18 protein-coding genes are annotated in these 13,207 nt (G+C 57.5%); 12 read left to right on the forward strand and 6 right to left on the reverse strand.

Features of this window, described 5'->3' with window-relative positions; genetic code table 11:
* Positions 1-52 precede the first annotated feature (52 nt).
* Positions 53-613, forward strand: coding sequence for a YqgE/AlgH family protein (locus V1603_RS22900; RefSeq protein WP_020883695.1), 561 nt, complete (start codon positions 53-55; stop codon positions 611-613).
* Positions 613-1,029, forward strand: coding sequence for a Holliday junction resolvase RuvX (gene ruvX / locus V1603_RS22905; protein WP_021242076.1), 417 nt, complete (start codon positions 613-615; stop codon positions 1,027-1,029). Before V1603_RS22900 ends, ruvX begins: the two co-directional genes overlap by 1 nt.
* A gap of 10 nt (positions 1,030-1,039) precedes the next feature.
* Here ruvX and V1603_RS22910 read toward each other — a convergent pair whose 3' ends face one another.
* Entirely contained in the window at positions 1,040-2,020 is a 981-nt protein-coding gene (locus tag V1603_RS22910) for a type IV pilus twitching motility protein PilT (RefSeq protein WP_116341958.1), read from the reverse strand.
* A gap of 17 nt (positions 2,021-2,037) precedes the next feature.
* Here V1603_RS22910 and V1603_RS22915 point away from each other — a divergent pair, with 17 nt between their 5' ends.
* The 6 genes from V1603_RS22915 (at position 2,038) to V1603_RS22940 (ending at position 5,754) form a co-directional block, all read left to right on the forward strand.
* Positions 2,038-2,739, forward strand: a complete 702-nt coding sequence (locus tag V1603_RS22915; RefSeq protein ID WP_116341960.1) for a YggS family pyridoxal phosphate-dependent enzyme — start codon at positions 2,038-2,040, stop codon at positions 2,737-2,739.
* Between the two features lie 21 nt (positions 2,740-2,760).
* Complete coding sequence (locus V1603_RS22920) at positions 2,761-3,327, forward strand: YggT family protein (protein ID WP_116341962.1); 567 nt, start codon at positions 2,761-2,763, stop codon at positions 3,325-3,327.
* A complete protein-coding gene (gene yggU, locus V1603_RS22925; RefSeq protein WP_014885193.1) occupies positions 3,324-3,620 on the forward strand; it encodes a DUF167 family protein YggU in 297 nt (98 codons plus the stop codon). Before V1603_RS22920 ends, yggU begins: the two co-directional genes overlap by 4 nt.
* 3 nt (positions 3,621-3,623) lie before the next feature.
* Entirely contained in the window at positions 3,624-4,217 is a 594-nt protein-coding gene (locus V1603_RS22930; protein ID WP_010435473.1) for an XTP/dITP diphosphatase, read from the forward strand.
* Positions 4,210-5,352 carry a radical SAM family heme chaperone HemW gene (gene hemW / locus V1603_RS22935; protein ID WP_395313307.1) on the forward strand — a complete coding sequence of 381 codons (1,143 nt, stop codon included), beginning with the start codon at positions 4,210-4,212 and terminating at the stop codon, positions 5,350-5,352. Before V1603_RS22930 ends, hemW begins: the two co-directional genes overlap by 8 nt.
* Positions 5,353-5,415: 63 nt before the next feature.
* Entirely contained in the window at positions 5,416-5,754 is a 339-nt protein-coding gene (locus tag V1603_RS22940; protein ID WP_166712314.1) for an endonuclease domain-containing protein, read from the forward strand.
* A gap of 82 nt (positions 5,755-5,836) precedes the next feature.
* On the opposite strand, the gene V1603_RS22945 is transcribed toward V1603_RS22940, so the two are convergent.
* The 3 genes from V1603_RS22945 to trmB are packed head-to-tail and all read right to left on the reverse strand — an operon-like array spanning position 5,837 to position 7,655.
* On the reverse strand, positions 5,837-6,553 hold the full coding sequence (locus V1603_RS22945; RefSeq protein WP_166712316.1) for a DUF2884 domain-containing protein: 717 nt from the start codon (positions 6,551-6,553) through the stop codon (positions 5,837-5,839).
* A 56-nt stretch (positions 6,554-6,609) separates the two neighbouring features.
* A complete protein-coding gene (locus tag V1603_RS22950) occupies positions 6,610-6,936 on the reverse strand; it encodes a YggL family protein (protein ID WP_003862421.1) in 327 nt (108 codons plus the stop codon).
* On the reverse strand, positions 6,936-7,655 hold the full coding sequence (gene trmB / locus V1603_RS22955) for a tRNA (guanosine(46)-N7)-methyltransferase TrmB (protein WP_233002828.1): 720 nt from the start codon (positions 7,653-7,655) through the stop codon (positions 6,936-6,938). The genes V1603_RS22950 and trmB overlap by 1 nt, the downstream gene beginning before the upstream one ends.
* A gap of 144 nt (positions 7,656-7,799) precedes the next feature.
* On the opposite strand from trmB, the gene mutY reads away from it, so the two are divergent.
* From mutY to V1603_RS22975, 4 genes are all read left to right on the forward strand, one after another.
* Positions 7,800-8,852: an A/G-specific adenine glycosylase gene (gene mutY / locus V1603_RS22960; RefSeq protein WP_395313308.1), complete on the forward strand. Its 1,053-nt coding sequence runs from the start codon at positions 7,800-7,802 to the stop codon at positions 8,850-8,852.
* 25 nt (positions 8,853-8,877) lie between these two features.
* Entirely contained in the window at positions 8,878-9,150 is a 273-nt protein-coding gene (locus V1603_RS22965; RefSeq protein WP_023309138.1) for an oxidative damage protection protein, read from the forward strand.
* Positions 9,151-9,205: 55 nt separating this feature from the next.
* The gene (gene mltC / locus V1603_RS22970; RefSeq protein WP_045260773.1) at positions 9,206-10,282 is read left to right on the forward strand and encodes a membrane-bound lytic murein transglycosylase MltC; all 1,077 of its coding nucleotides are present in this window, start codon (positions 9,206-9,208) and stop codon (positions 10,280-10,282) included.
* Positions 10,283-10,548: 266 nt separating this feature from the next.
* A complete protein-coding gene (locus V1603_RS22975) occupies positions 10,549-11,805 on the forward strand; it encodes a nucleoside permease (RefSeq protein WP_116341974.1) in 1,257 nt (418 codons plus the stop codon).
* 80 nt (positions 11,806-11,885) lie between these two features.
* Here V1603_RS22975 and citG read toward each other — a convergent pair whose 3' ends face one another.
* Positions 11,886-12,689, reverse strand: coding sequence for a triphosphoribosyl-dephospho-CoA synthase CitG (citG, locus tag V1603_RS22980; RefSeq protein ID WP_395313309.1), 804 nt, complete (start codon positions 12,687-12,689; stop codon positions 11,886-11,888).
* Entirely contained in the window at positions 12,667-13,206 is a 540-nt protein-coding gene (gene citX / locus V1603_RS22985; RefSeq protein WP_116341978.1) for a citrate lyase holo-[acyl-carrier protein] synthase, read from the reverse strand. Before citX ends, citG begins: the two co-directional genes overlap by 23 nt.
* Position 13,207 lies beyond the last annotated feature (1 nt).

Raw genomic sequence — 13,207 nt, forward strand, 5'->3', positions numbered from 1 at the left:
TCCCCATACTGGGCGCTGTCGCTTTTTAAACCAGGAAACAGTACCTCTGACAATGAATTTACAGCATCACTTTCTTATTGCCATGCCTGCTCTCCAGGATCCGATTTTTCGCCGCGCCGTGGTTTATATTTGTGAATACAATGAAGACGGCGCAATGGGCATTATCATCAATAAGCCGCTGGAAAACCTGCAGGTTGAAGGGATTCTGGACAAGCTGAAAATCTCGGCTGAAGAGCGCCTGCCGGAAATTCGGCTTGATAAACCGGTGATGCTGGGTGGACCTCTTGCAGAAGATCGCGGCTTTATTCTGCATACCCCGCCGGTTTTCTCGTCCAGCATTCGCATCTCCGACAACACCGTGATCACGACCTCGCGCGACGTACTTGAGACGCTGGGTACGGCAGAGCAGCCTTCTGAGGTGCTGGTGGCGCTGGGCTATTCGTCGTGGGAAAAAGGCCAGCTTGAGCAAGAGATCCTCGATAACGCCTGGCTTACCGCACCTGCGGACATGAATATTCTGTTTAAAACCCCGATAGCCGATCGCTGGCGTGACGCGGCAAAGCTGATTGGCATTGATATTCTGACCATGCCAGGCGTAGCGGGGCACGCCTGATGAGCGGAACACTTCTGGCCTTCGATTTTGGCACCAAAAGCATTGGCGTTGCCGTGGGTCAGCGCATCACCGGTACCGCGCGTCCGCTCACGGCCCTGAAGGCCAACGACGGCACGCCAGACTGGAATCTTATCGAACGTCTGCTCAAAGAGTGGCAGCCGGATGACGTTATCGTTGGGCTGCCGCTGAACATGGACGGCACGGAACAGCCGCTGACCGCCCGGGCGCGTAAGTTCGCTAATAAAATCCATGGCCGCTTTGGCGTCTCCGTTAAGCTTCACGACGAGCGTCTCAGCACCGTCGAAGCACGTGCAGGCCTGTTTGAGCACGGTGGCTTCCGGGCGCTCAACAAGGGCAGCGTGGACTCCGCTTCAGCCGTCATCATCCTCGAAAGCTATTTCGAACAGGGCTTTTAAACGAAGGGGGCTACAGCCGCCCCTGTGCCCGTCTCTCCGCCAGGCTCTGGTCAAAGTTCTGCATTCCTGCCTGCTGGCCGGTTTGAATAATGCCGGGCAACTGCCACGTTTTTCCTTCACGAATAAGATTCGCCGCCGCTGCGGTGTTCACCAGCAGTTCATACAACGCGACGCGCCCGCCCTGCAGATCGGGAAGCAGCTTTTGCGCCAGCACCGCCCGCAGGCTGCCGGCCAGCTGGTTACGCACCGGATCTTTCTCCTGCGCCGGGAACGTATCGACCAGCCGTTCAATTGCCTGCGATGCCCCGCGAGTGTGGAGCGTCGCCAGCACCAGATGCCCGGTCTCCGCCGCCGTCAGCGCCAGGCGGATTGTTTCGCTGTCGCGCAGCTCACCCAGTAAAATAACGTCCGGGTCCTCGCGTAATGCACTGCGCAGCGCCTCCACAAATGATGGACTGTGCTGGCCTATCTCCCGCTGCTGAATCAGGCAACGTTCACTCTGGTACATAAACTCCACCGGATCTTCGAGCGTGAGGATGTGGCCGTCAGTATGGCGGTTGAGAAAATCGACCATTGCGGCCAGCGTGGTGGATTTGCCGCTGCCGGTCGCTCCCGTTACCAGAACCAACCCGTTGTCGCTGGACAAGAGTTCGGGAATGGCCCGCGGTACACCCAGCGAGGAAAGCTGCGGACAGGTGCGCGGCAACAGCCGCAGGGTGACGGATATCCCCTTCATCTGCTTAAACGCGCTCCCGCGCAGACGCTGGTCTTCCGCCACCGTCACGGCAAAATCGACCTGCCCGTTTGCCCACCAGGTTCCCTGCTGCTCGTCGTTGAGCCAGGCTTTCAACAACGCCCCTACATCAGGCGGCGGAAACGGCGCCGGTTCAAGGCGGCCTAATCTGCGCCAACGGGGTGGCGAATCACTGCACAGGTGTAGATCGGAGACGTTATGCTTTACACTAAGGGCCACAATTTCTTCCACATCCATAGACTACTCCTCGGAAAATGAACGACATTGCGCATAACCTGGCACAGGTTCGGGACAAAATCTCAGCCGCAGCAACGCGTTGCGGCCGTGCTTCAGAAGAAATTACGCTACTTGCAGTCAGCAAAACAAAGCCTGCGAGCGCCATCGCAGAAGCCATTGCGGCAGGCCAGCGGGCGTTTGGCGAAAACTACGTGCAGGAAGGCGTGGATAAAATTCGCTACTTCCAGGAGCAGGGTACTTCTGATCTGCAGTGGCACTTTATTGGCCCACTGCAGTCGAACAAGAGCCGTCTGGTGGCTGAGCACTTCGACTGGTGCCATACCGTTGACCGTCTGCGTATTGCCACACGCCTGAGCGACCAGCGCCCGGCAGAGATGCCTGCGCTTAACGTGCTGATTCAGATCAACATCAGTGATGAAAACAGCAAGTCCGGCATCGCCCTGAGCGAGCTGGATGCGCTGGCCGCAGAGGTGGCCGCCCTGCCTCGCTTAACCCTGCGCGGGCTGATGGCAATTCCGGCGCCTGAGTCAAGTTATGAAAGGCAGTTTGCCGTGGCACAGCAAATGGCTGTAGCATTTGAGGCGCTTAAAGCGCGCTATGAAACGGTAGACACGCTTTCACTGGGCATGTCGGATGATATGGAAGCCGCCATCGCGGCAGGCAGCACTATGGTGCGCATCGGCACAGCCGTTTTCGGTGCGCGCGACTACACCAAATAATAAGGAAACCTGAGGAACGCCATGAAGACGTTGACTTTCCTGCTCTCAACGGTCATTGAGCTGTATACGATGGCGCTTTTGCTACGCGTCTGGATGCAGTGGGCCCGCTGTGACTTTTACAATCCGTTCTCCCAGTTTGTCGTGAAAATTACGCAACCTGTCGTCGGACCGCTGCGCCGTATTATCCCGGCAATGGGGCCCATCGATAGCGCTTCGCTGCTGGTGGCGTTTATTCTGAGCGTGATCAAAGCCATCGTGCTGTTTATGGTCATCACCTTCCAGCCGATTATCTGGATTGCCGCCGTCCTGATTCTGATCAAAACCGTCGGTCTGCTGATCTTCTGGGTGCTGTTGGTTATGGCGATCATGAGCTGGGTGAGCCAAGGCCGTAGCCCTGTAGAGTACGCCTTGATTCAGCTGGCCGAGCCGCTGCTGCGTCCGATCCGCAACCTGCTTCCGTCTATGGGCGGCATCGACTTCTCCCCGATGATTCTGGTTCTGCTGCTCTATGTGATCAACATGGGGATCGCCGAGCTGCTTCAGTCTACGGGCGACATGCTGCTGCCGGGGCTGTGGATGGCGCTATGAGTGCAGTAAGCACCTGCGCTGACGGGCTGGTTTTGCGGCTGTATATTCAGCCGAAAGCCAGCCGTGACAGTATTGTCGGGCTGCATGGCGACGAGTTAAAGGTCGCCATCACCGCCCCGCCGGTTGACGGCCAGGCGAACGCGCATCTGACCAAATATCTGGCAAAACAGTTTCGCGTCGCCAAAAGCCAGGTCATCATTGAAAAAGGTGAACTTGGGCGACATAAACAGGTAAAAATCCTTAATCCGCAATCTATCCCGACGGAAGTCGCGGCTCTGACAGAACAGGACTAAACCATGCAGAAAGTTGTTCTCGCGACCGGTAATGCCGGTAAAGTGCGCGAGCTGGCCTCGCTATTAAATGATTTTGGGCTGGACGTAGTGGCTCAGACCGAGCTGGGCGTGGAGTCCGCCGAAGAGACGGGGCTGACGTTTATCGAAAACGCGATCCTGAAAGCGCGCCATGCCGCACAGGTCACCGGCCTGCCCGCGATTGCCGACGACTCCGGTCTGGCCGTGGATTTCCTCGGCGGCGCGCCGGGAATTTACTCCGCACGCTATTCCGGCGTGGACGCCACCGACCAGCAGAATCTGGAAAAGCTGCTTGTCGCCCTGAAAGACGTACCGGACGAACAGCGCACCGCGCAGTTCCACTGCGTACTGGTCTATATGCGCCACGCGGAAGACCCGACGCCTATTGTCTGCCACGGCAGCTGGCCGGGCGTGATTACCCGTGAAGCGGCTGGCAACGGCGGCTTTGGCTACGACCCGATTTTCTTTGTCCCGACCGAGGGAAAAACCGCCGCGGAACTGACCCGCGAAGAGAAAAGCGCGATATCCCACCGTGGACGCGCGCTGAAACTGTTACTGGAAGCACTGCGTAATGGCTAATTTGCCGCCTCTGAGTCTTTATATTCACATCCCGTGGTGCGTGCAGAAATGCCCGTACTGCGATTTCAACTCGCACGCGCTGAAGGGCGAAGTGCCGCACGATGATTACGTTGCGCATCTGCTGGCCGACCTGGACGCCGATGTACCTTACGCACAGGGACGTGAAGTTAAGACCATTTTCATTGGTGGCGGTACGCCGAGCCTGCTGTCAGGCCCGGCGATGCAGACGCTGCTGGACGGCGTGCGTGCGCGCCTGAACCTGGCGGCGGATGCGGAAATTACGATGGAAGCCAACCCCGGCACCGTTGAAGCCGACCGTTTTGTCGACTATCAGCGTGCGGGCGTGAACCGCATCTCCATCGGCGTGCAAAGCTTTAGCGAACCAAAGCTAAAACGTCTGGGGCGCATTCACGGCCCGGAAGAGGCCAAGCGCGCGGCAAACCTGGCGACCGGGCTTAATCTTCGAAGTTTTAACCTCGATTTGATGCATGGCCTGCCGGATCAGTCGCTGGAAGAGGCGCTGGACGACCTGCGCCAGGCAATTGAACTGAACCCGCCGCACCTGTCGTGGTACCAGCTCACCATCGAGCCTAACACCCTGTTTGGCTCGCGCCCGCCGGTGCTGCCGGACGACGACGCGCTGTGGGATATCTTCGAGCAGGGTCACAGGCTTCTGACCGCTGCGGGCTATCAGCAGTACGAAACGTCCGCGTACGCGAAGCCGGGCTACCAGTGCCAGCACAACCTGAACTACTGGCGCTTTGGCGACTATCTGGGGATTGGCTGCGGCGCGCACGGCAAGGTGACCTTCCCGGACGGACGTATTCGGCGCACGGCTAAAACCCGCCACCCGCGCGGGTATATGGAAGGCCGCTACCTGGAGCGTCAGCACGACGTCGAAGCGGCGGATAAGCCGTTTGAGTTCTTTATGAACCGCTTCCGCCTGCTGGAAGCCGCCCCGCGCGCGGAGTTTGCGCTGTACACCGGGCTACCGGAGTCGGTGATCCGCCCGCAGATCGACGAGGCGCTGGCGCAGGGGTATCTCACCGAGAGCGAGGAATACTGGCAGATCACCGAACACGGCAAACTGTTCTTAAACTCCCTTCTTGAGCTGTTCCTCACCGAAGATTCCTGAAGGCTGATTCAGGATTTTGCATCCCGTTCTGCCGGCTGAGGGAAAGGCTGGCAGAGTGTGGGGATGGAAAAATCAAAACAACTCCGCAAACAAATGACGCCCGAAGAATTACGCCTCTGGTATTTGCTCAGAGGTCGTCGTTTCTTTGGGTATAAGTTTCGCCGTCAGATGCCGATCGGAACCTATATCGTCGATTTTGCCTGCTTTAAGGCGAAACTGATCGTTGAGCTGGATGGGGGGCAACATCAGGGTGAAGAGGACTATGATTCACGTCGTACCGCGTTTTTGAATACGAACGGATGGGAAGTCGTACGGTTCTGGAATAATGAATTCAGGGCTAATGAGGAGGTGGTGTTGATGGCTATTCTGCAACGACTGCAATGCCTGATGCCCTCACCCTAACCCTCTCCCACAGGGAGAGGGAACGATTACACCCTCTCCCATGGGGAGAGGGCTGGGGTGAGGGGCCCAGCGCGCAGAGATCTTACTTCAGCGTCCCCACCAGCGCCTTCCGGCTGTCTTCCAGCGACACCACACGTTTACACACGTCTTTGCCGAACTGCTGGAAATCATTTTCCTGGTTCTTCCACTCGTTCTGAATCGAGGTCTGCAAGCCGCCCAGGCTGCCCAGCACGCCCTGCAGCGGGTTACCGCCGCCTTTCAGCACGGCTTTCGCCCCCATCTCATTGATGCTGTCCTGCAGGATGCCGCCCATGGCCTGATTCACCAGCTGCTGCCCGTCAGCACGGACCTGATCGATCGCCTTGTAGTGGAACGTCAGACCGTCGGTGCGCGTCTCGATAATGCGGTTCATCTGCTCTTTAAGCTGCTTATCGAGCTTCGTCAGGCGGGTGCGCATGTTGCTGCTCTCCCCCACCTCTTTGGTGATGATTTTATCCAGCGCGACGCGGCTTTTCTCAACGCGCGTCAGCGCGCCTTCATTAATCCACGGCAGCGCGGTACGCAAATCGGCCTGGTAGTCTTTCGCCTGCTCGCGCTGTGCGGCAGTCAGGGTGTACTGTTTGCCGTTAAAGGTGACGTTCCCTTCCGGCGTAATCACCAGGTTGCCGTTTTCGCCTTTGACCTGCACGGTTTGCGGGCTTAACACCACGTCATCACGCGGGGTGACGCTACATTGATAATCCGCATGGGCGGTGAATCCGGTTGCCATCAAAGCAACAGCCAGCAACGTTTTGCGCATCTTAAACACTCCCTCAGACAAAATGGGCCAGCTAATGCTGGCCCCTTACTGCTTTATTAGTCCCACCAAACGTCGAAAAGTTCGCTGACGCGAACATCTTCCAGCTTGTGGTCCTCAAGCCATTTACGTACCAGCGCCTGATGTTCTTCGGTGCATTTACCCACTTCCTGGGTGCAGATCAGACCTTCCCAGGCCAGATAGCCGCTACCGTCGAAGGCCAGTTTGTTTGGCTCGATCACCTCGTTGATGAACGCATCCACGTCCTGATCGATCTGCTCAACGCTGGTGCCTTCCGGGAAACGCCACGCAACGGAGAAGCCCACTTCCTGGAATTCTTCGATATGCATCTTTTTACGCAGACGACGGCTACGATTCTTTGCCATTATTTCACCCTCTCGAACATTAAGTCCCATACACCGTGACCAAGACGATGGCCACGCTGTTCAAATTTCGTTACCGGACGCGAGTCCGGACGCGGTACATAGTCGCTGCTTGCAGACTGGTTTTTATACCCATCCAGCGATGACATCACTTCCAGCATATGTTCCGCATAAGGTTCCCAGTCGGTCGCCATATGGAAGACGCCGCCCAGTTTGAGCTTGCTTTTTACCAGCTCGGCAAACGGTGCCTGAACGATACGGCGTTTATTATGACGTGCTTTGTGCCACGGGTCAGGGAAAAAGAGCTGAACCATGGTTAAAGAATTGTCAGGAATCATTTTATGCAGCACTTCCACCGCGTCGTGACACATGACGCGCAGGTTCTCAACGCCCTCTTCATGGGCGGTTGCGAGACAGGCGCCCACGCCCGGGGAGTGCACCTCAATACCGAGGAAGTTCTGCTCAGGACGCGCCTTCGCCATGGTCACCAGCGAGGCGCCCATCCCAAAGCCGATCTCCAGCGTGACGGGCGCGTCGCGACCAAACAGCTCGGCAAAGTCCAGAGGCTGCTCGCTGAACTCAACGCCCATCACCGGCCAGTAGTTATCCAGCGCATGTTGCTGCCCTTTTGTCAGGCGGCCCTGACGGCGGACAAAGCTGCGAATACGGCGCAGCGGGCGACCGTTTTCATCAAATTCCGGTGAAATGACGTCGTTTTTCATAAAAGAGTTGTCTGCTTGTGAGAATGTTCGGGAAACGGGCATTATCCAAAGTTAAGGCTTCTATGCAAGCATGGGAAAGATCCGGTTTACAGCAGATTGACGCTGTGCTGCAATCTGCGTCCCTGATTATGCGAATCGATGACCATGCAAGCCTCTCAATTTTCAGCCCAGGTGCTGGACTGGTACGACAAATACGGGCGTAAAACCCTGCCCTGGCAAATTGAAAAAACGCCGTACAAAGTATGGCTCTCCGAGGTGATGTTGCAACAAACGCAGGTCGCCACGGTGATCCCTTACTTCGAGCGTTTTATGGCGCGCTTCCCGACGGTGACCGATCTGGCCAACGCCCCGCTGGACGAGGTCCTGCACCTGTGGACCGGTCTTGGCTATTACGCCCGGGCGCGTAACCTGCACAAGGCCGCACAGCAGGTCGCGACGCGCCACAACGGCAAATTCCCGGAAACCTTCGACGAGGTGGCGGACTTACCCGGCGTCGGGCGTTCAACCGCGGGCGCCATTCTCTCCCTGTCTTTAGGCAAGCATTTCCCGATCCTCGACGGCAACGTGAAGCGCGTGCTGGCACGCTGCTACGCCGTCGACGGCTGGCCGGGGAAGAAGGACGTTGAGAAACGTCTTTGGGAAATAAGTGAAGCGGTCACCCCGGCCAACGGCGTCGAGCGCTTCAACCAGGCGATGATGGATCTCGGCGCAATGGTCTGCACGCGTTCAAAACCTAAGTGTGAACTCTGCCCGGTAAACAACCTCTGCGTGGCCTACGCCAACCATTCATGGACGCAGTATCCGGGTAAGAAACCCAAACAGACGCTGCCGGAGCGCACGGGCTATATGCTGCTGATGCAGCACGGCGACGACGTGTTCCTTGCCCAGCGTCCGCCGAGCGGTCTGTGGGGTGGTCTATACTGCTTCCCACAGTTTGAAAATGAAGACTTGCTGCGTGAGTGGCTTCAAAAGCGCGGGATTGCTGCCGATAACCTGACGCAGCTGACCGCGTTTCGCCATACCTTCAGCCATTTCCATCTGGATATTGTCCCGATGTGGCTTCCCGTGTCCTCATTCACCTCGTGCATGGATGAAGGCACCGCTCTCTGGTATAACTTAGCGCAACCGCCATCAGTCGGGCTGGCGGCTCCCGTGGAGCGCCTGTTACAGCAATTACGTGCCGGTGCAATGGTTTAGCAACGGCTAAAAAAGAGGAATACGTATGGCCAGAACGATTTTTTGTACTTTCCTGCAGCGCGACGCTGAAGGCCAGGATTTCCAGCTTTATCCGGGGGATCTGGGCAAGCGCATCTATAACGAGATCTCCAAAGAAGCCTGGGGACAGTGGCAGAAAAAGCAGACCATGCTGATCAACGAGAAAAAGCTCAGCATGATGAACCCGGAGCACCGCAAGCTGCTGGAGCAGGAGATGGTGAGCTTCCTGTTCGAAGGTAAAGACGTGCACATCGAAGGCTATACGCCGCCGGAAAAATAACAGCGTGCGGGTGAACCCCGCCGTTAAAGCAAACACAACACGCACTCCCGGAATGATGAAAAAACTTTTAGCGCTAGCCCTTGTTGCGCCGTTGCTGGTCTCGTGTTCGTCCAAAAAAGGCGATGATTACAACGAAGCCTGGGTCAAAGACACCAACGGTTTTGACATTTTGATGGGGCAGTTTGCCCATAACATCGAGAATATATGGGGATTTAACGAAGTTCTTATTGCCGGACCGAAGGACTACGTTAAGTACACCGACGCCTATCTGACCCGTAGCCACATCAACTTTGATGAGGGTACGATCACCATTGAAACCATCGCAGGCACTGACCCTGCGGCACGGCTGCGTCAGGCGATCGTCAAAACCCTGCTGATGGGTGACGATCCGGGATCTATCGATCTCTACTCCGATGCCGACGACATCACCATCTCAAAAGAGCCGTTCCTGTACGGTCAGGTAGTTGACCAGACCGGACAGCCGATCCGCTGGGAAGGCCGCGCCACGAAATTTGCCGACTACCTGCTGCAGACGCGCCTGAAGAGCCGCTCTAACGGCCTGAAGATCATCTACAGCGTCACCATCAACCTTGTCCCGAACCACCTCGACAAGCGTGCGCACAAGTACCTTGGCATGGTGCGTCAGGCATCGCGTAAGTACGGCGTGGATGAGTCGCTGATCCTGGCGATTATGCAGACCGAATCCTCGTTTAACCCGTACGCGGTGAGCCGTTCGGACGCGCTGGGGCTGATGCAGGTTGTGCAGCACAGCGCCGGTAAGGACGTCTTCCGCTCGCAGGGGAAATCCGGCACGCCGAGCCGCAGCTACCTGTTCGACCCGCAGAGCAACATTGATACCGGGACCGCCTACCTGGCGATGCTGAACAACGTTTACCTTGGCGGCATCGATAACCCGACGTCGCGTCGCTATGCGGTGATTACAGCCTACAACGGCGGCGCGGGCAGCGTGCTGCGCGTCTTCTCGAACGACAAAGTGCAGGCCGCAAACATCATCAACAGCATGGCACCGGGGGATGTCTACTCAACCCTCACCACTCGCCACCCGTCTGCGGAATCCCGCCGCTATCTGTATAAGGTGAATACGGCGCAGAAGAACTATCGTCGCCGCTGATCGGCACACCTTCTCCCACAGGGAGAAGGTGTTCTGTTTCCCCTCTCCCTGTGGGAGAGGGTCAGGGTGAGGGCATCAGGCCGCACCCATCCCACCCATACGAAAACGTTATTTGCATCACAATCCAAACTGCAAATTAATGTGGATTGCATTTTTTTGCGGGAGGTAACAAAACATATCGTTGCCAACTGATAGAATTGCATCAAATAACAACCCTGAATGTTCCAAAAACAACATATCTCCCGCTCACTTGTGAGGAAAGTAACATGAACCTTAAGCTGCAGCTTAAAATATTGTCGTTTCTGCAGTTCTGCCTGTGGGGTAGCTGGCTGACTACACTCGGCTCCTATATGTTTGTGACGCTCAAGTTCGACGGTGCGTCAATCGGTGCCGTATACAGCTCGCTGGGTATTGCGGCTGTCTTTATGCCAACGCTGCTCGGTATCGTGGCGGATAAATGGTTAAGCGCGAAGTGGCTGTACATGCTTTGCCATCTGGTGGGTGCGGGGACGCTGTTTATGGCGGCCGAAGTGACCACGCCGGGGGCGATGTTTATGGTGATCCTGCTTAACTCGCTGGCCTATATGCCAACGCTTGGGCTGATCAACACCATCTCCTACTACCGCCTGAAATCTGCCGGCCTGGATATCGTCACCGATTTCCCGCCTATCCGCATCTGGGGCACCATCGGCTTTATCATGGCGATGTGGGGCGTGAGCTTCGCGGGCTTTGAACTGAGCCATATGCAGCTCTACATCGGTGCAGCGCTCTCCGTGCTGCTGGCGATCTTCACCCTGACGCTGCCAACCATTCCGGTTTCTAACCAGCAAAAAAACCAGAGCTGGAGCACCATGCTTGGCCTGGACGCGTTCGCGCTGTTCAAAAACAAACGCATGGCGATCTTCTTTATCTTCTCCATGCTGCTGGGCGCAGAGCTGCAAATCACCAACATGTTCGGCAACACCTTCCTGCACAGCTTCGATAACGATCCTCTGTTTGCCGGGAGCTTTATCGTCGAGCACGCGTCTGTAATGATGTCCATCTCGCAGATCTCCGAGACGCTGTTTATTCTGACCATCCCGTTCTTCCTGAGCCGCTACGGCATCAAAAACGTCATGCTGATCAGTATCGCCGCATGGATGCTGCGCTTCGGCCTGTTCGCCTACGGTGACCCAAGCGCGTTCGGCACCGTGCTGCTGGTGCTGTCGATGATTGTTTACGGATGCGCCTTCGACTTCTTCAACATCTCCGGTTCGGTGTTTGTGGAAAAAGAGGTGAAACCTGAAATCCGCGCCAGCGCGCAGGGCATGTTCCTGATGATGACCAACGGCTTCGGCTGTATTCTGGGCGGCGTAGTGAGCGGTAAAGTGGTGGAGATGTACACCACCAACGGCATCACCGACTGGCAGCCTGTGTGGCTGATCTTCGCCGCGTACTCGCTGGTACTGTTCTTCGCTTTTATCGCGCTGTTCAAGTACAAACACGTGCGCGAGCCGCACGGTGCGCAGCCGATCGCGCATTGATTGTTGTGCCCGGTGGCGGCTTCGCTTACCGGGCCTGCAAAACCAGACCGTAGGCCGGGTAAGGCGAAGCTGCCACCCGGCTATTTTATTGCAGACAACACCCACCCCACCGACAGCAAATCCGCGCTGCCGCCCGGGCTCAGATTGCGTTCAATCAATGCCTTATCCATCTTAAGCAACGCCTCGCGATCCCAGCTGTTTGCCAGCAGTTCCCGCGCATAACCCTGAACGTAGCGCAGCCCCTCAATGCCGCCGCGCGAAACGAGGTTGCTGTCCTGATTTATCGCCATCAGGCGTAACAGCAGGCCGTGAAGCGACTGTCCGTTCCACTGCGCCAGCGCCCTACGCGCCGTTGCAAAGCCGCTTTCGGCCTCACCGCGCGCGCCGGTTAAGCCGTACTGCTGAAACTGCCGCTCGCCCGCCGTCGCCCGTCCGCTGCGCGCGGCCAGCTCCCGCGACACCAGCCCGCGGCAGATGTTACTTACCTCACAGCAGAGGCTGTCTGCCGAGATATTTTTCACACGTCCGGCGGCGAAGCACAGTAAACCCAGGGCAAAAATCCCGCCCTTGTGGGTGTTCACTCCGTTCGTCGCAGCATACATCGCCTGCTCGCAGGCCATCCCCATCGGGCGGAGGATCCGTAGCTGCTCGCCAGCAGATTTATCCGCATGCGAGTTGCCCAGCTCGGCAAAGCGCGAAAACCACGGCGCAATCGCCGCAATGCTGCGGACGAACAGCGCGTGGTCCATATCGCGATGGGAGCCGTTATTGAGCTTGTCCACCAGCCCCGGCTTGGGCGTCAGCTCCAGCTCCTGCCACAGCGCCGCTTCGGCAAGCGCGGGCACGTCAGCCGGGCGCGGTTTAGTCGCGAGCAAACCAGTCATCTATCATCTTCTCCACGCGGGAAACCACCTGCTCAACGGGGTGATTGCGCGAACGAGAGCAGGCGTGGGCGGGCTCGTCGCAGATGAGGCAGCGCCTGAGATTTGCCCCCAGCGACTGACGCCCGACGTGGCCGTGCTGAGGACAGATCACGTCCAGATCCCACAGCCTGCCGAGCGGGTGCATCTGCTCCAGCTCCGCACAGTGCGCTTTGATTTCCGTCGCCGGATGGGCCACGCACCAGATGGCCTCAGGCCCGGTCGGGAGCCACAGCACCTGGCGGTCCAGCACCTGCCAGCGGTTCTCCCACAGCAGCTGGTCGCACATCTGCAGCGCCACGCCCATGGTATTGCGATAGCGCAGGCTGTCTTTGATTTCCCCTGGCGTGACCAGCGTGAGGGAAATCACCGGCTGTTGATAGTGCGTGAGCCAGTCAGCCTGACGGGCTGCGCGGCGCTCTTTTGCCGCCAGCAGTTCGTCCAGGCTGACACCCGTCCGCACGGGTGTCGCAATGGTCATA

The sequence above is a fragment of the Enterobacter sp. ECC-219 genome (assembly GCF_043966805.1).
GTDB lineage: Bacteria > Pseudomonadota > Gammaproteobacteria > Enterobacterales > Enterobacteriaceae > Enterobacter > Enterobacter cloacae_N.